The 15,128-nt window shown below is 74.0% G+C and carries 15 protein-coding genes and 1 pseudogene; 7 read left to right on the top strand and 9 right to left on the bottom strand.

From position 1 onward, the window contains the following. Positions 1 to 41: 41 nt before the first annotated feature. Positions 42 to 788, bottom strand: coding sequence for a nucleotidyl cyclase domain-containing protein (locus ABTY61_RS31830; protein WP_188308335.1), 747 nt, complete (start codon positions 786 to 788; stop codon positions 42 to 44). 263 nt (positions 789 to 1,051) lie between these two features. Between ABTY61_RS31830 and ABTY61_RS31825 the strand changes: the two genes are divergently transcribed. After that, positions 1,052 to 1,756, top strand: coding sequence for a Crp/Fnr family transcriptional regulator (locus ABTY61_RS31825; protein ID WP_350508592.1), 705 nt, complete (start codon positions 1,052 to 1,054; stop codon positions 1,754 to 1,756). A gap of 2 nt (positions 1,757 to 1,758) precedes the next feature. Here the strand turns inward: ABTY61_RS31825 and ABTY61_RS31820 are convergent, their stop codons facing one another. Beyond that, on the bottom strand, positions 1,759 to 2,205 hold the full coding sequence (locus tag ABTY61_RS31820; RefSeq protein ID WP_350508591.1) for a hypothetical protein: 447 nt from the start codon (positions 2,203 to 2,205) through the stop codon (positions 1,759 to 1,761). A 62-nt stretch (positions 2,206 to 2,267) separates the two neighbouring features. Here ABTY61_RS31820 and ABTY61_RS31815 point away from each other — a divergent pair, with 62 nt between their 5' ends. From ABTY61_RS31815 to ABTY61_RS31805, 3 genes and pseudogenes are all read left to right on the top strand, one after another. Next, positions 2,268 to 2,882 carry a TetR/AcrR family transcriptional regulator gene (locus ABTY61_RS31815; RefSeq protein ID WP_350508590.1) on the top strand — a complete coding sequence of 205 codons (615 nt, stop codon included), beginning with the start codon at positions 2,268 to 2,270 and terminating at the stop codon, positions 2,880 to 2,882. Positions 2,883 to 2,976: 94 nt separating this feature from the next. After that, positions 2,977 to 3,471, top strand: a pseudogene (locus tag ABTY61_RS31810) (DUF4188 domain-containing protein); the annotation flags it as partial. A 192-nt stretch (positions 3,472 to 3,663) separates the two neighbouring features. Beyond that, positions 3,664 to 4,440: a cysteine peptidase family C39 domain-containing protein gene (locus tag ABTY61_RS31805; protein WP_350508589.1), complete on the top strand. Its 777-nt coding sequence runs from the start codon at positions 3,664 to 3,666 to the stop codon at positions 4,438 to 4,440. Here the strand turns inward: ABTY61_RS31805 and ABTY61_RS31800 are convergent. Both ABTY61_RS31800 and ABTY61_RS31795 read right to left on the bottom strand, forming a co-directional pair. Further along, positions 4,410 to 5,261 (bottom strand): SCO6745 family protein, encoded by an 852-nt coding sequence (locus ABTY61_RS31800; RefSeq protein ID WP_350508588.1) that lies wholly within the window; start codon positions 5,259 to 5,261, stop codon positions 4,410 to 4,412. The genes ABTY61_RS31805 and ABTY61_RS31800 overlap by 31 nt on opposite strands. Positions 5,262 to 5,519: 258 nt before the next feature. Then, on the bottom strand, positions 5,520 to 6,401 hold the full coding sequence (locus ABTY61_RS31795) for an SCO6745 family protein (RefSeq protein ID WP_350508587.1): 882 nt from the start codon (positions 6,399 to 6,401) through the stop codon (positions 5,520 to 5,522). Positions 6,402 to 6,689: 288 nt separating this feature from the next. On the opposite strand from ABTY61_RS31795, the gene rpe reads away from it, so the two are divergent. From rpe to ABTY61_RS31780, 3 genes are all read left to right on the top strand, one after another. After that, positions 6,690 to 7,373 (top strand): ribulose-phosphate 3-epimerase, encoded by a 684-nt coding sequence (gene rpe / locus ABTY61_RS31790; protein WP_350508586.1) that lies wholly within the window; start codon positions 6,690 to 6,692, stop codon positions 7,371 to 7,373. A 129-nt stretch (positions 7,374 to 7,502) separates the two neighbouring features. Next, positions 7,503 to 8,462 (top strand): pirin family protein, encoded by a 960-nt coding sequence (locus tag ABTY61_RS31785; RefSeq protein WP_350508585.1) that lies wholly within the window; start codon positions 7,503 to 7,505, stop codon positions 8,460 to 8,462. A gap of 248 nt (positions 8,463 to 8,710) precedes the next feature. After that, positions 8,711 to 9,037 (top strand): hypothetical protein, encoded by a 327-nt coding sequence (locus ABTY61_RS31780; protein WP_350508584.1) that lies wholly within the window; start codon positions 8,711 to 8,713, stop codon positions 9,035 to 9,037. 90 nt (positions 9,038 to 9,127) lie between these two features. Here ABTY61_RS31780 and ABTY61_RS31775 read toward each other — a convergent pair whose 3' ends face one another. From ABTY61_RS31775 to ABTY61_RS31755, 5 genes are all read right to left on the bottom strand, one after another. Next, positions 9,128 to 10,492, bottom strand: a complete 1,365-nt coding sequence (locus ABTY61_RS31775) for an MFS transporter (RefSeq protein WP_350508583.1) — start codon at positions 10,490 to 10,492, stop codon at positions 9,128 to 9,130. A 171-nt stretch (positions 10,493 to 10,663) separates the two neighbouring features. Next, complete coding sequence (locus tag ABTY61_RS31770) at positions 10,664 to 11,017, bottom strand: ArsR/SmtB family transcription factor (protein ID WP_350508582.1); 354 nt, start codon at positions 11,015 to 11,017, stop codon at positions 10,664 to 10,666. Between the two features lie 134 nt (positions 11,018 to 11,151). Further along, positions 11,152 to 12,417: an MFS transporter gene (locus ABTY61_RS31765; RefSeq protein ID WP_350508581.1), complete on the bottom strand. Its 1,266-nt coding sequence runs from the start codon at positions 12,415 to 12,417 to the stop codon at positions 11,152 to 11,154. Between the two features lie 248 nt (positions 12,418 to 12,665). Beyond that, positions 12,666 to 13,571, bottom strand: a complete 906-nt coding sequence (locus ABTY61_RS31760; RefSeq protein WP_350508580.1) for a polysaccharide lyase — start codon at positions 13,569 to 13,571, stop codon at positions 12,666 to 12,668. A 138-nt stretch (positions 13,572 to 13,709) separates the two neighbouring features. Next, the gene (locus tag ABTY61_RS31755) at positions 13,710 to 14,912 is read right to left on the bottom strand and encodes an MFS transporter (RefSeq protein ID WP_350508579.1); all 1,203 of its coding nucleotides are present in this window, start codon (positions 14,910 to 14,912) and stop codon (positions 13,710 to 13,712) included. Between the last annotated feature and the right edge of the window lie 216 nt (positions 14,913 to 15,128).

Raw genomic sequence — 15,128 nt, 5'->3', positions numbered from 1 at the left:
GGTGATCAGAGCCACGGTTCGGTTCCTTTCGTTGAACGGTGTCAGGCGCGGTCGAAAAGGCGTCGGATCGTCGAGTGCAGGTGGCCGATCGTGCCCAGGAGAGCGAGCCACTTCGGCAGACTGAGGCGGTCGTGACCGGGTGCGGCGAGGAGGTTTCCGGAGGGGGTGGGGACGTAGACCCATGCCCACTCGCTGTCGTCCCGGCCGGGAACGGTCGCCAGGATCCGCTTGAAGAGGTCCGGGTGCAGGCCGGTGTAGCGGTGCCTGACCGCGTCCTGGTAGACCCGGTCGGAGAGGATCGCCACCAGGTGGGTGGTCGCCGGACTGGCGTGTGCCAGGAAAGCCTTGAGTTCGCGGGAGTCGAGCAATCGATGGAGGGCGTTCCTGGCGGGACCGTTGCCCTCCCCGGGGAGCCCCGAGGCGATGACGTGGCCGGCGTGGAGGCTGGCCCGCATCTGGAGGCGGACACGGTTCGGCTCGGCGTTGTGCCGGGCGAGTTCCCTGCGGAGGCAGTCCAGTCCGGGGTCGATGACGAACGGAAGGAGCTCCGGGGCGAACCCGAGAGCCAGACCGTCGCCGGAGTTGGAGATGAATCGCTTGGCCGTTCGGAGGGTGTCCAGCCCGGCGGCGGTGAAGGCGGCATCGAGGAGGGGCTCGAGATAGGCGCTCACCGGTGCGTGCACCACGCCGGGCATCGCGGTGAAGCCCCGCACATCCAGCCCGAGCAGGGCATGGTACGGCGGTAGGGGCTGGCTGGAGTCGCCGGGGAGCTGGGGAGGTTCGGGCAAGGCGGTCTCCTGGCGGGGACATGGGGAACCACGGGGGATGTCCGACGGCCGGCTGCGCGTCGGTGGCCAAGAGTGTGTGGGCGGAAGCGGATCGGTAGGGGGCCGTCGGCTCCTTATCGATGTGAGCTGGGTCACTCTCCGGGGCGCGGGAGGATAGCAGCCAGGTCGGCCCGGCGGTGGGTCCATGAGGCAACTTGCTTCACCTGGAAGATGGTTGGCGATGGTTCCCCTACGCTCCGGGCATGGTTTCGTGTGACAACTCCATGCCGCCCGCGCTGTTCGGCCCGAGTCGGACGTTCCTGGACATCGTGACGCCGGAACGGTGGAAGGCCCTGGTTGCCGGGCTTGATCGCATCCGCCTTCCGGCGCACCGGTCGCTGATGCGGCAGGGGACCGTGGGGGCGCAGGTGATGTTCGTGCTCAACGGGGTGCTCAGGGTCGATCAGATCGGTGGCGGATCGGAGGACCGGTGGCGGCTGCGGAACTTCCGGCGCTGTGGTGACGTCCTCGGGGACCTGGCCGTACTCGGCTCCGGCGTCCGGACGGCGAGCGTGACGACCTGTACCGAGTGTGAGGTGGCGCTCATGCCGGGGGAGTTGTTCCGGGGGGCGGATTTCCGGAGTGAGTACGGCCTCGAGCTCGCCGAGTACATCGCGGGCCGGGAGCGGGAGGCCCAGATGCTGTCGAGGCCCGGTGACGACCTGGCCCGGGTCGCGTGCGTGCTGGTGCCCCTGCTCGGTGACCGGAGGACGGCGGAGCAGGCGGCCGACGGCATCCGGCTGAAGGTCAGTCGGAAGGACATCGCGGGGTGCCTCGGTATCGGCCCCAGGGCCTTGCGCCGGATCACCGCCGAATTGCCGTTCGGGGGAACTCCGGAGGGGCGTCGGAAGCTGCTGGTGGTGGCGGACCCGGCCGGGTTGCGTGCTGCTGCGGAGCGGCTGGGCGGGCGGTATCCGCAGGTCGGGTGAGGTCAGCCGGCGAGGATCAGGGCAGCGCAGGTCTCGATGACGTGGTGCCAGGACTGGTCGAGGATGTAGGCGCCGTTCATGCCGTGGTCGGCGAGTCGGAGGAAGTTTCCGCGCCGGGTGGCCTCGGCCGCCCGGCGCAGGGGTTCGCGGCGGTCGGCGAGGTAATGGGTGGTGCAGGAGAGGGCCAGGGCCGCGAGGAGGCGGCGGGGTTTCGGGCGCAGGCCCAGGAGTCGGGCCCCCAGGAGCAGTGCGGCCGCCTGGGTGGCGGTGTAGGCCGTGACGTGAGCGGCGCAGGCGCGACGGCCGGCTGCGGAGCGGTCGCTCTTGGTGCCGGCCTGGTGGTCGGTTTGGATCCAGTGGTCCGCGAGGTCGGCCGAGGCGCGGAGCAGCGCGTAGGCGGCGGCGAATGCGGAGGCGCGACTGGTGGGAAGGGGCGTGGGCGTGGACATCGGGCTCCGATCGGTGGGCGGGAAGGGGGATGGGTCCGAGTGGTTGGGGTAGCAAGGCACCCATGAGGGAGCGGGAGGCGTACCACCACGGGGCGTTGCCGGAGGCGTTGGTGGCGGCGGCGTGCGAGGTGCTGGACGAGCAGGGGCAGGAGAAGGTCAGCGTGCGGGAGGTGGCGCGCCGGGCCGGGGTGTCGGCCGGGGCGCCGTTCCGGCACTTCGCGGACCGGCAGGCGCTGTTGACCGCGGTGGCGGACCGGGTGCTGGCGGACTTCGCGCGTTGGCAGGAGGCGGAGGTGGCGGCCGCGGAGGCGGTCGGCGGGTCGGCGATGCGGGCGCTCGGGCTGGGGTTCGTCCGGTACGCGCTGCGCCATCCACGGCGGTTCGAGCTGGTGCGCTCGCGGGCGTTCACGGCCACCCGCGATCCGGAGCTGCGGGAGCAACTGGACGGCCTGGACCGGGCGTTCGCCGGGCTGGTCGCGGCGGACCAGCGGGCGGGGCTGGTGGGGCCCGGCGATCCGAAGCTGGTGCTGCTGGCCGGTCAGGCGCTGGTGTACGGGCTGGCACAGATGATCGTGGACGGCTACCTGCCGGCCGAGCGGGCGGAGGAGCTGGCCGTGCGGGTGCTGGACACCTTCCGGGAGGGAATCGCCGGCACCGCCAAACCGCCTGTGCGGTAACGGAATTGTGGCTGTAGCGAGCCTTGACCGGCCTGGTGCGCGCTGATGTAATCGCCGATTACATGAGCGCGAGTACCGGGAGGCACAGATGAACCTGTTCGCCAAACCGCAGCCGGGCTACACCACCGCTGCCGCCACCGGCGACACCGTGGTGTTGCTGATCGGCATGCGGATCAACCGCCTCTGGGCGGTGCACCACTGGGGCCCGGTGATGTTCGCGATGCTCCGGATGCTGTACGAGCTGGGCCGCAGCCCCGAGCGCGGCCTGCGCGGGCGCATCCTGCTCACCGCCTCCCCGCGGACCTGGTACGTCGTCCAGTACTGGGAGTCGAAGGAGCAGCTCTACCGCTACGCGAGCGCGCCGGACGGCTTCCACCACACCGTCTGGGGCATCGCCAACCGGAAGGTGCGGGAGGGCAAGCTCCGCGGTCACGTCGGGCTCTGGCACGAGACGTACATCGTCCCCGAGGGCGGCTACGAATCGATCTACTTCGACATGCCGGCCTTCGGCCTGGCCGGCGCGACCGGCCAGCTGCCGCTGGAGGCGCGCGGCCGGCACGCCGCCCAGCGTCTGGCCTTCCGCTCGGAGGGCGGCGGCACAGGCGGTGCGAGCGGCATGGGCGGTGCGGGCGGCACGGGCGGCACGGGCGGCACGGGCGGCACGGGCGAAGCGGAGGCCGGTGCGGAGCGGCTGAACTGCCCGCACCGCGCGGAGGACCGGACGGACGCTCAAGGAGTGTCGTGAGTCCGTCCGGCCGCCCCGGTGTGGGAGCGTCGGGGGATGGTCGATCAGGGCGGCGCCGCGCGACCGGCGCGGGTGGTGCACGAGGTGCCGTACCGGGCGCAGTGGGAGTCCGCGGAGCTGGTGCGGGACATCGTCGACGGGCACCTGGACGCGGCCCGGGACCCGCGCTGGGGCCAGTCCGGGGCGGCCACCCCGGAGGAGTACGCCTGGTGGTCCTGGCGGCTGTGCGGGGTGGCCTGCCTGCGGATGGTGCTGGAGCACTGGTGGGGGGTGACCCCGGCGGCGATGGTACTGGCGGGTGAGTGCCTGGCGGCCGGCGCGTACGTCCGGGACGGCGAGAGCCTGCGCGGGCTGGTCCACGTGCCGTTCGCCGAGTACGCCCGGCGGCGCTGGGGGCTGGCCGCCCGGGCGGCGGAGGCGACGCCCGCGGAGGTCGCGGCCGAGCTGGCGGCGGGGCGGCTGGTGATGCTCTCGGTGCACCCGTCGATCCGGGAGCCGAACGGGCCGGAGCCGGTGCGGCGGGGCGGCCACCTGGTGCTGGCGGTGGGTGCGACCGAGACGGCGCTGCTGATCCACAACCCCTCCGGTTTCCCGGGGGAGTCGCAGGCCTTCGCGCGGGTGCCGTGGCGCACGTTCGGGCAGTTCTACGCCGGGCGGGGGATCGTGCTCGGCCCGCCCGGCGCCGTCGAGGGTCAGGTGTCGTCCGCCCGGGCGTCGTCCGGCCGGGCTTCGTGCACCGGGGGTTCGTCCGGCCAGGTGCCGCCCGGCCAGGCGCCGCCGGGTCAGCTGTTGTCCGGAAGCCCCACCGGGTAGAACGGCAGGCCGCTCCGGCACAGCGCCGAGATCGGCTTCAACGCGGCCGCCAGGGAGTCGAGTTCGGCCCGCGGGTAGTCCTCCCAGACCCGGGCGGCGGCCAGGTCGGTGGCGGCCTCCAGGGACTGGTGGCGGATCCGGCCCAGCTCGGTGACCGCGCCGGTCGGGGTCAGCCAGCCCCGCTCGACCAGGCGCTCCGCGGCCGCGTCCCACTCGGCGTCCGTCCAGCCGCGCACCGGCTGGAGCTGCTCGCGCCGCATGTCCATCGCGCAGCGGATCACCAGGGCCTCGCAGCCGTCCAGCCCGGCCGCGACCAGCGCGGCGACGTGGCCGTCCCCACGGTGCTCGCGCATCACCGTGGCGGCCCGCCAGAGCCGCTCGTACAGCCCGGGCGGCGCCGGGAGCGCGGTGTTGGCGGCGGCCAGCACCCGGCCCGCGCAGTCCAGCCGCTCCGCGGCCGCCTCCAGCGTCTCGACCGCCCGCTCGACCTGCCCCCGGTCCACGTGCTCCAGCAGTCGGGCCAGGGCGGCGCCCGAGCCCTTGGTGCGGGCGGCCAGGGCCTCCTCCGGGCTCGCCAGCGACCACAGTGCGGGCAGCGCCCGCTCGACCATCGCCGGGGCGAAGTTGAAGAACGCGGCGGTCACCGGCGGCGCGTCCACCACGCCGAGCGGGGCGGAGCGGCCGCCGAAGTAGCCGCGCCAGAAGCCGCGCAGGCCGGCTGCCTCGAAGGCGTCGCGACACTCGGGCTGGAAGTAGGTGACGGCGTGCACCGGCTCGAAGAGCCACCAGAGCGCACGGGCGGGATGGACGAGATCGGCCATCGGCAGACCTTCCTCGGACGGGGCTCCGGGCGGGCGCGGGGAGCTCGGCTGGTCGGCACGGCGCAGGCGGTCGCGCGGGCGGCGGGGTGTCGGGGTGTCGGGGTGTCGGGGTGCCGGGGCCGCCCGGGCGGGTGCGTGGGCCGTTCACGTCCTGATGACCACGAGGACGGCCCCGGTAATCCCCGGCGGGGTGTGACGGCGGTCACGTGGGGGTGGCCGCACCCCCTCGCGCGCCCGGCCCTGCCCCGTTCGGCCCGCTCAGGCCGGCACCGGTGGAGCCGGTGGAGCCGGTGGCACCGGCGGCATCGCCAGCGGGTCGACCGGCATCTGCTCCCGGCAGATCGCCGCGATCGGCCGCAACGCGGCGGTCAGCCGGTCCAGTTCGCCCGCGGGCAGGTCCTCCCAGACCCGGCCGGCGGCCAGGTCGGTGGCGGCCTCCAGGTCCCGGTGGCGGATCCGGCCCAGCTCGGTGACCGCGCCGGTCGGGGTCAGCCAGCCCCGCTCGACCAGGCGCTCCGCGGCCGCGTCCCACTCGGCGTCCGTCCAGCCGCGCAGCGGCTGGAGCACCGCGCGGGCGGCGCCCGTCGCACAGTGCAGCACCGGCGCCTCGCAGCCGTCCAGCCCGGCCGCGACCAGGGCGGCCACGTGGCCGTCCCCGCGGTGCTCGCGCAGTGTGGTCGCGGCCTGCCACAGCCGCCCGTACACGTCCGCGGGCCGGGGGAGCGCGGCGTTGGCGGCGGCCAGCACCCGGCCCGCGCAGTCCAGTCGGGCCGCGGCCGCCTCCAGTGCCTCGGCCGTCCGCTCGACCCGGTCCCGGTCCACGGCTTCGAGCAGCCGGGCCAGCACCGCCGCCGAGCCCTCGGCCCGGGCGGCCAGCGCCTGTTCGGGGCTCGCGTGCGACCAGGCCTCCGGCAGGGCGCGCTCGACTGCCGCCGGGGCGAAGCTGAAGAATGCGGCGATCACCGGCGGGGCGCCCACCGCGCCCAGCGGGGCCGAGCGGGCGGCGAAGTAGCCGCGCCAGCCGCCGTCCAGCCCGATCGCCTCGAAGGCCGCCCGGCTCTCCGGCTGGAGGAAGGTGACGGCGTAGACCGGCTCGAAGAGCCACCACAGTGCGCGGGCGGGGTGGACGGGATCGGACATCGGGACACCTTCCTCTTCCTGGCGGGGCCGGACGGGCAGTCGGACGCCGACGGGGCCCGGGTGGCCGTCGGCGGTCGCTTGTGGTCGCTTGTGGTCGGTCGTGGTCGGTCGTGGTCGCTCCCGAGCTGACCGCCGAGAGGGTGCTCCCGGCAACCCGGGCGACGTGTGATCACGGTCACGCGGGGCTTCGCGGGTGCGGTCGCCCGCGGCGCGGCGCGAGATGATGGGGCGAGGTGCCCGCCCCCGGGCGCCCAGCCCTCGCAAGCCCTCGTCCGAAGGTAGTCGGCCATGCCCCAGATCAGCCCCAGCATCCTCTCCGCCGACTTCGCCCGGCTCGCCGACGAGGCCGAGGCCGTCCGGGGCTCCGACTGGCTGCACGTGGACGTCATGGACAACCACTTCGTGCCGAACCTGACCCTGGGCGTCCCGGTGGTCGAGTCGCTCGCCCGGGCCACCGACATCCCGCTGGACTGCCACCTGATGATCGAGGACCCGGACCGCTGGGCCCCGCAGTACGTCGAGGCCGGCGCCGGCTCGATCACCTTCCACGTCGAGGCCGCCGCGGCCCCCGTCCGGCTGGCCCGCGAGATCCGCGCCAAGGGCGCCCGCGCCTCGATGGCGCTCAAGCCGGGCACCCCGATCGAGCCCTACGAGGACCTGCTGCCCGAGCTCGACATGCTGCTGATCATGACGGTCGAGCCCGGCTTCGGCGGCCAGGCCTTCCTGGACATCATGCTGCCGAAGATCCGCCGCACCCGTGAGCTGATCGCCAAGCACGACCTGGAGCTGTGGCTGCAGGTCGACGGCGGCGTCTCCGCGGCCACCATCGAGCGCTGCGCCGAGGCCGGCGCGGACGTCTTCGTGGCCGGCTCGGCGGTCTACGGCGCGGCGGACCCGGCCGAGGCCGTCCGCGGCCTGCGCGAGCTCGCCTCCAGGGCCAGCGCGGACGCCTGGTGGGCCTGCGAGCACTGAAACCCCCCACTCCCCGCGGCGCCGCCGGATGGCCGGGCACGGGTGGAGGAACCCCGCACCGTGACGGATGATCGGTGACGGTGTACCTCCTCTCCGCCCGGCCCTTCCCGTTACGGTGGTGGAACCGCGATGAGCAACCTCGACCTCCGGCCCGCCCCGACCAGCTGCGGCCGCGAGGCCAGCGACGGGCCGGTGAAGGATCTGCTGACGGGTCGTCAAGTCCGGCTCGGCGAGAGCACGATGGTCCGCCGGCTGCTCCCCGGCCTGGGCCGCCGGATGGTCGGCGCCTGGTGTTTCGTGGACCACTACGGCCCGGATGACATCGCCGACGAGCCCGGCATGCAGGTGCCGCCGCACCCGCACATGGGCCTGCAGACGGTCAGCTGGCTCCATCAGGGCGAGGTGCTGCACCGCGACAGCCTCGGCAGCCTGCAGACCGTCCGGCCGTACGAGCTGGGCCTGATGACCTCCGGCCGGGCGATCTCCCACTCCGAAGAGTCCCCGCGCCCGCACGCCCGCTACCTGCACGGCGCCCAGCTCTGGGTCGCCCTCCCGGACGCCCACCGGCACACCGCCCCCGCCTTCGAGCACCACCCCGACCTGCCGGTGGTCACCGCCCCGGGCCTGCGCGCCACCGTCATCCTCGGCACCCTGGACACCGCCACCTCGCCCGGCACCACCCACACCCCGCTGGTCGGCGCCGACCTCGCCCTCACCGAGGGCACGGACCTCGCCCTCCCGCTGGTCCCGGAGTTCGAGTACGCCGTCCTCGCCATGACCGGCCGGATCGACGTCGACGGCGTCCCGGTCGAACCCGGCTCGATGCTCTACCTCGGCTGCGGCCGCCGCCGACTCCCGCTCCTCGCCCGCTCCGACGCCTCGGCGCTGCTCCTCGGCGGCGAGCCCTTCGAGGAGAAGATCGTCATGTGGTGGAACTTCATCGGCCGCTCGACCGAGGACATCGCCGAGGCCCGCACCGCCTGGATGACCGGCGACCGCTTCGGCGAGGTCCGCGGCTACGCCGGCGCCCGCCTCCCCGCCCCGGAGCTGCCGGACCTGCCGCTCAAGCCCCGCGGGCGGGAACGCTGAGGCCGGGGGCGCCCCGACTCGCCCGGGGCGCCGCGCCTCCTGGGCGCCGCGGTCGGTCTCGGCGAGCACGGGGAGGTCGTCCTCCAGGTCGAGCAGTGCCACGAGTGCGCCCCGGACCATGGGCACGTCCTCGGCGAGCAGTATGCGTATCACCAGGTAGTCCCCCCAATGCGGCGTCCGGGCGGACCTGCCCGGACGGGCCTCCGATGGCAGGGCGCGCACCCAGGCCCGGGGTTAGCCTGGCCCGCATGTACAACGACGGTCTGGTGACGTGCACCGCGCGTGAGCTCGTGATTCGCCGGTACTACTTCCCGCTGGCCTCGGCCAAGCGCATCCCGTACGGGCGGATCCGCGGGCTGCGGCAGGTGCCGCTGACCCGGGTCGGCGGGCGGTGGCGGATCTGGGGCTCCGGGGACTTCGTGCACTACTTCAACCTCGACCTGGGGCGGGTGGACAAGAGCGTCGCCTTCGTCGTCGACCTCGGGGCCAGGGTCAAGCCGGTGATCACCCCGGACGAGCCGGACCGGCTGGTCGCCGCGATGGCCGCGCACAGCATCCCGGTGACCAGGGGTTAGCGTCGCCGGCGCCCTCGGCACGCTCGGCCGGCTCGACCCCCGGCTGCGCCGGCTGTTCGACCCGGCCGGCGAACTGCCTTGCGCCGGGCCTCAGTTCAGCGCGGCGCGGGGCGGCCGGGGCCAGCTGGGGTGGTGCTGGTCGATGACGAAGTGGTGGCCGTGCTGCCACGCGCCGCCGGCGGCGGGGCGGGCGTCGGCGAGGTGGGGGTGGCCGACCGGCAGGTCGGTGTGGAGGTGGGCGAGGGCGTCCGGATCCCGGGCGGGCCACAGGGCGGCGGCGGCCAGCGCGGCGGCGAGGGCGACCGCGCCCAGGACGACGGCGGTGACCGGGAGCCCGGCGCCGGCCGCGAGCCAGCCCGCCAGCGGGTAGGTGAGCAGCCAGCAGCCGTGCGAGAGGGAGAACTGGGCTGCGAAGGCGGCCGGCAGGTCGGGGTCGGCGGCGGAGCGGCGGACCACCCGGCCGCCGGGTGTCAGGACGGCCGAACTGGCGGCGCCGACCAGGGCCCAGGCGGCGAGCAGGGCGAGCCAGCTGCCGGTGCCGGCCGGGGCGGCGATGATCACGGTGACGGCGGCGAGGACGCCGGGCAGGGCGAAGGCGGCGGGCAGCATGACGGACCGGTCGCTGACCCGGGCCAGCAGCCGGGGCAGCAGCAGGGCGGCGAGCATCGACCCGACTCCGTACGCGCCGAGGGCCAGCGAGACGGCGCCGGCCGGGCGGTGGAAGTGGTCGCGGACCACGTTGACGGTGTCGACGAAGACGATCGCCCCGGCCGCCGCCACCGCGAGGTCCAGGGCGAGCAGGGCCCGCAGCCGAGGGGTGGCCCGGAACAGCCGGGTGCCCGCCGCGGCCCGGCGGTGGAACCCGCTGCCGCGTTCGACAGGACGGGGTTTGGGCAGCACGGCGGAGACGACCAGGGCGGCGGAGGCGAGGAAGCCCGCGGTCGTCCCGGCGAACAGCCAGTTGTACGGGACGACCGACAGCAGCAGGGCGGCCAGGGCCGGGCTGAACAGCGATTCGAGGTCGTAGGCCAGCCGGGACATCGACAGCGCCCGGGTGTAGTCGCGTTCGGCGGGCAGCACCTCGGGGATGGTGGCCTGGAAGGTCGGGGTGAAGGCGGCGGAGGCGGCCTGGAGCAGGAAGATCAGGACGTAGACCTGCCACACCCGGTCCACGAACGGCAGGGTGAGTGCGACGGCGGCCCGGGTGAGGTCCATCGCGACCATCAGGGTGCGCCGGGGGATCAGCCCGGCGAGGGCTCCGGCGAGCGGGGCGACGGTCACGTAGGCGACCATCTTGATCGCCAGCGCGGTGCCGAGCACGGCCGAGGCGTCGCTCCCGGCTATCGAGTACGCCAGCAGCGAGAGCGCCACGGTGGCCAGGCCGGTGCCGACCAGGGCGACGACCTGGGCGGTGAACAGGTGGCGGTAGGTGCGGTTGCGCAGCACGGTCAGCATGGCCCGTCCGGGGGTGGCGAAGGGGGTGGTGTGCGTCCATCATAGGCAATGCGTGCGTACCTGTGCACCTATTGGTCGAACGGAGCGGAACGGAGTGGGGCGGGGCGGAACGAAGTGGGGTGGGGCGGAGTGGGGCGGAACCGGATGCCCCACGTGCGCGGGCCCCGGGACTCAGTCGTGCGGCGGCAGGTGCCCGATCTGGTGGTCGGCGACGTTCAGAGCCTCGTCCACCAGCCGGCGCAGGTGGCCGTGGCGCAGCGAGTAGACCACCCGACGGCCGTCCTTGCGGGTGGCGACCAGCCCGGCCAGCCGCAGCTTGGCCAGGTGCTGGCTGACCGACGGCCGGGCGGCGCCGGTCGCCTCGGTCAGCGTGGTCACGTCCGCCTCGCCCCGCCCGAGCCGCTCCAGCAGCGCCAGCCGGGTGCGGTCGGCCAGCAGGGAGAGGACGGACGCGGCGACGTCCAGTCGCGCCTCGGCGCGCTGCTGCGAGCGGTGTGCATCTGCCAGATCGGCGCCGGAGCTCATGCCGTCATCCTAGAGTGCGTGCGCAGGTGCGCTCATGGCGACGGGCCGCGTCGGTGGCGGTGGGCGGGCGGCAGTGGGGTGAGGAGGGGGAGGGGCCGTTCGGCCCGCGATCGGCTCGACCCGAGGTCGGGCGGTCAGCCGGCCGGCTGCTCGACCGACTGCTCGGCGGCGGGCGCCGGGGCCGGTTCGAGGTCGCCCATCCGCGGGATCACGACCAGTGCGGCGAGGATCAGGGCGCCGGCGATGATGATCGGGGTGCGGACGCTGACGGTGGAGCCGATCCAGCCGCTGAGGGTCGCGCCGATCAGCATCCCGATCCGCATCAGCATCAGGTAACAGCTGTTGACCCGGCCGAGCAGCTCCTTGGGCACGGTCTGCTGGCGCAGCGAGATCGCCTGGACGTTCCAGATGACCACGCCGAAGTTGCCGAGCGCGAACAGCGGCGCCACCAGGAACACCGAGGGGCTCAGGCCCATCAGCAGCAGCGCGGAGCCCATCAGCACGAAGGAGAGGGTGATCCGGGCCCGTCGGCCCATCCGCTCGCCGATCCGGCCGGCCAGCATGCTGGCCGCCGTGCCGCCCGCCACGCCGGTGGCGAGGACGGCGCCGAAGGCCCAGGTGGGCTCGTGCAGGGTGCGGGTGACCAGCAGCGCCATCATGGTGATGCCGAGCGAGGAGGCGGCCGCGGCGACGGCGGAGAGCGAGGCGACCAGGCGCAGCTGCTTGTGCCCGTACAGCCAGCGGACGCCCTCGCGGACCTCGGCCATGACCCGGCGCTCGGACTTCGCCCGGGTGGCGCCGGAGCGGCCGGTGGCGGCGACCAGGGCGGCGGCCAGTGCGAAGGACAGGCCGTCCACGGTGAACGGGTAGCCGGCCGCGACGGCGAACAGGGTGGTGCCGACCAGTGGGCCGATCATCCGGCCGACCAGCAGGCCGCCCTGCAGCCGGCCGTTGGCGACGTCCAGTCGGTCGGAGCCGACCACGTCCGGGATGGCGGAGGTGGCGGCGTTGACGAACACCGTCTCGCCGCAGCCGAGGAGGAAGGCCAGCGCGGCGAGCAGGGCCAGCGGCGGGGTGGTGGAGAAGACGCAGGCGGCGAAGCCCAGCACGATGGCGGCGCGGCCGAGGTCGATCGTCCACATCAGCCGACGGCGGTCGAAGCGGTCGGCGATGACTCCGCCGAACAGGGACATCAGCAGCCAGGGGAGGGATCCGGCCACCGCGACCACGGACACCGCCGACGGGGAGTCCGAGATGGCCAGGGCGAGCAGCGGCAGCGACGAGTCCCGCATGCCGTCGCCGACCGCCGAGATCGACGACGCCGACCACAGCATGGTGAATTTCCGGCCCAGTTGGGGCTTGGTGCGGTCCGGGGGTGTCGCTAGGCTGGCTGAGGTCACCAGCGCAGTATGGCATGACCGCAACAGGTTTCGCCGCCCCTTCACAGACCATTCCCAGCCGGAGGTCTCAGAGTCCGGAAACCCCCTTGACGAGGGTGCCGGGACCTCCCATGAGGGCCGGTCCCGGCACCACCGTCCGGAGCGGGAGGGCGTTCACCGCAACACCGTACAGCCGGGCGCTCGGCATGAACTCCCCTGCGCTCCAAGTGGAGTTCACCGCGTGGAGCGGGGCCGCGCCGGTCCGCCCGTCAGTGCTGGACGCCGGCGGAGAGCGAGAAGTCGGCGAAGTAGGCCTGCTGGGTGCTCGCCGGGCCCCAGCTGGTGTCGTGGCCGCCGTAGAAGGTCGAGAACAGCACCCCGCCGAAGGGGATCGAGCCGATGCCGGAGGCGGTGCCGGTGGCGGCGTGCACCTGGCGGCCGTCGTACCAGACCGTGATGTCGCCGGTGCTCCGGTTCACCAGCTGCTCGACGGTGTGCCAGCGGTCGTCGGCCTGGAAGTGCCAGTCGCCCAGGCCCTCGTCCACGCCGTAGCCGGTGGGGCCGGAGTTGCTCGGGGTGTACAGGTAGACCTCGCCGTTGTCGGGACTGCCCTTGGCGGCCCGCCACATGTAGCGGGTCGACCACCCGGCGCCGTGGTTGCCGCCCGACTCCTGGCCGATCTTCCCGCCGTACAGGCCCGGCAGCTTGCCGGCCTTGCCCCAGTCGCGGCCGGCCGGGAACCGGACGGAGTACTTGAGGTCCAGGGTGGGGCCCTGGGCGAGGGCGGACAGGCCGAGGGCGTTGAGGTCGGTGTAGAACTGCCCACCGCCGGGATTGGGGCAGTCGGTGCAGGTGTTGGCGGAGGAGCCCGCGCCGTACGTCACCCGCAGCGCCGGGCCGCCGCTCGGCGCTGCTGGGTCCTCGACGGCGCCGAAGTCCGGTGCGCCCCAGGTTCCTTGGGCGGCCACGCCCCAGGAGTGCTGCCACTGGGGGGTGCCGTAGCCGCGGAACCCGCCGCTCCAGGCGACCGGTCCGCTCGGCCCGGGGGCGGTGGTGGTGGCGGTGGAGGTGGAGGTGGGCGGGTGGGAGCGGGCCCGGGCGGGGGTGGCCGAGCAGCCGGCGGTGGCGAGCAGGGCCAGTGCGGCCAGGGCGGCGGTGCGCGCGGGGCGGTTCATCCGTTGGCTCCTCGGTCGGCGGTTGATCCGTACCGATCATGCCGCACGTCCGGGGCGTGGACGGGCCGGGCGGGCGGTTCACGGAGTACCTGAACCGCCCGCCCGGCCACGCCCGTTCCTATCGGGATGCCGGGTGGGTCAGTGGTGGACGGGGGTTCGAGGCGCGGGGGCGCCTTCGGCGGCCGGGGCGCGCTGCCGGTCGCGCCGTTCGAGGGCGGCGGACCAGAGGGCGAGCAGCAGGGCGGCGGTGGCGAGCAGGGCGCCCACCCAGTTGGGGGCGGTGTAGCCGAGGCCGGCGGAGATGACCAGGCCGCCGAGCCAGGCCGCCAGGGCGTTGCCGAGGTTGAAGGCGCCGATGTTGACGGCGGAGGCGAGGGTGGGGGCGCCGTGGGCCTGGTCGAGGACGCGCTTCTGGAGCGGGGGGACGGTGGCGAAGCCGAGGGCGCCGACGAGCAGGATCGTCACCGCGGCGGCGGTCTTGTCGTGGGCGGTGAGGGTGAACAGGGCCAGTACGACGGCCAGGCCGCCGAGGGTGGTGTAGAGCAGGGGCATCAGCTTGCGGTCGGCGAACCTGCCGCCGAGCAGGTTGCCGAGGAACATGCCGGTGCCGAACAGGACCAGCAGCCAGGTCACGGCGCCCTCGGAGTAGCCGGCGGCGCTGGTCATCATCGGGGCGATGTAGGTGATCGCGGCGAAGACACCGCCGAAGCCCAGGACGGTCATCGCCATCGCGAGCAGGACCTGGGGGTTGCGGAAGGCGGTCAACTCCCCGCGCAGGCGGGTGCCCTCGGGGCGGGGCAGGGCGGGGACGAGCTTGGCGATGCCGAGCAGGCCGATCAGGCCGAGGGCGGCGACGGCGGTGAAGGTGGTGCGCCAGCCGACGGCCTGGCCGATGAAGGTGCCCAGCGGCACGCCGACGATGTTGGCGAGGGTCAGTCCGGTGAACATGGCGGCGATGGCGCCTGCCTTCTTGTGGGGGGCGACGAGTTCGGCGGCGACGACCGAGCCGATGCCGAAGAACGCGCCGTGGGCCAGCGAGGTCACGATCCGCCCTGCGAGCATCAGCGGGAAGCTCGGGGCGACGGCGGACAGCAGGTTGCCGACCACGAACAGGCCCATCAGCAGCATGAGCATGGTCTTGCGGCTGATCCGGGTGCCGAGGGCGGTCATCAGCGGGGCGCCGACGACCACGCCGAGCGCGTAGCCGGTGACCAGCAGCCCGGCGGTGGGGACGGACACGCCGTAGTCGTCCGCGATCAGGGGCAGCAGGCCCATGATCACGAACTCGGTGGTCCCGATCCCGAAGGCGCCGATGGCCAGGGCGAGGAGTGCGAGGGGCATGGTGGCGCGACCTCCGTGAGATTGCTAGTGCGCCTTACGTGCCTCGACAATAGTTGCATGCGCTTGATAGGTGCAAGCGCTGGCATTCGTCCTCGACAATGCCCGCGGCACCGCAACGGCGTCGGGCGGGCCGGCACCTTGTTGAGGTTCTCGACCTCGATGACGACGCTGCCCAGGCGCGGGCCCGGCGGGATCTGGATCTCCTCGAAGTCCAGC

The organism is Kitasatospora sp. NPDC096128, from assembly GCF_040303105.1.
Lineage (GTDB): Bacteria > Actinomycetota > Actinomycetes > Streptomycetales > Streptomycetaceae > Kitasatospora.
Note: the sequence above shows the minus strand (reverse complement) of the source record. Positions and strands in the feature narration are given on the sequence as shown.

Excerpts from the sequence above, each read along its gene's own strand:
- ABTY61_RS31825 (WP_350508592.1), top strand. The coding sequence starts at position 1,052 with ATGCCGCCCGCGCTGTTCGGCCCGAGTCGGACGTTCCTGGACATCGTG.
- ABTY61_RS31820 (WP_350508591.1), bottom strand. The coding sequence starts at position 2,205 with ATGTCCACGCCCACGCCCCTTCCCACCAGTCGCGCCTCCGCATTCGCC.
- ABTY61_RS31815 (WP_350508590.1), top strand. The coding sequence starts at position 2,268 with ATGAGGGAGCGGGAGGCGTACCACCACGGGGCGTTGCCGGAGGCGTTG.
- ABTY61_RS31805 (WP_350508589.1), top strand. The coding sequence starts at position 3,664 with ATGGTCGATCAGGGCGGCGCCGCGCGACCGGCGCGGGTGGTGCACGAG.
- ABTY61_RS31800 (WP_350508588.1), bottom strand. The coding sequence starts at position 5,261 with ATGGCCGATCTCGTCCATCCCGCCCGTGCGCTCTGGTGGCTCTTCGAG.
- ABTY61_RS31795 (WP_350508587.1), bottom strand. The coding sequence starts at position 6,401 with ATGTCCGATCCCGTCCACCCCGCCCGCGCACTGTGGTGGCTCTTCGAG.
- rpe (WP_350508586.1), top strand. The coding sequence starts at position 6,690 with ATGCCCCAGATCAGCCCCAGCATCCTCTCCGCCGACTTCGCCCGGCTC.
- ABTY61_RS31785 (WP_350508585.1), top strand. The coding sequence starts at position 7,503 with ATGAGCAACCTCGACCTCCGGCCCGCCCCGACCAGCTGCGGCCGCGAG.
- ABTY61_RS31780 (WP_350508584.1), top strand. The coding sequence starts at position 8,711 with ATGTACAACGACGGTCTGGTGACGTGCACCGCGCGTGAGCTCGTGATT.
- ABTY61_RS31775 (WP_350508583.1), bottom strand. The coding sequence starts at position 10,492 with ATGCTGACCGTGCTGCGCAACCGCACCTACCGCCACCTGTTCACCGCC.
- ABTY61_RS31770 (WP_350508582.1), bottom strand. The coding sequence starts at position 11,017 with ATGAGCTCCGGCGCCGATCTGGCAGATGCACACCGCTCGCAGCAGCGC.
- ABTY61_RS31760 (WP_350508580.1), bottom strand. The coding sequence starts at position 13,571 with ATGAACCGCCCCGCGCGCACCGCCGCCCTGGCCGCACTGGCCCTGCTC.
- ABTY61_RS31755 (WP_350508579.1), bottom strand. The coding sequence starts at position 14,912 with ATGCCCCTCGCACTCCTCGCCCTGGCCATCGGCGCCTTCGGGATCGGG.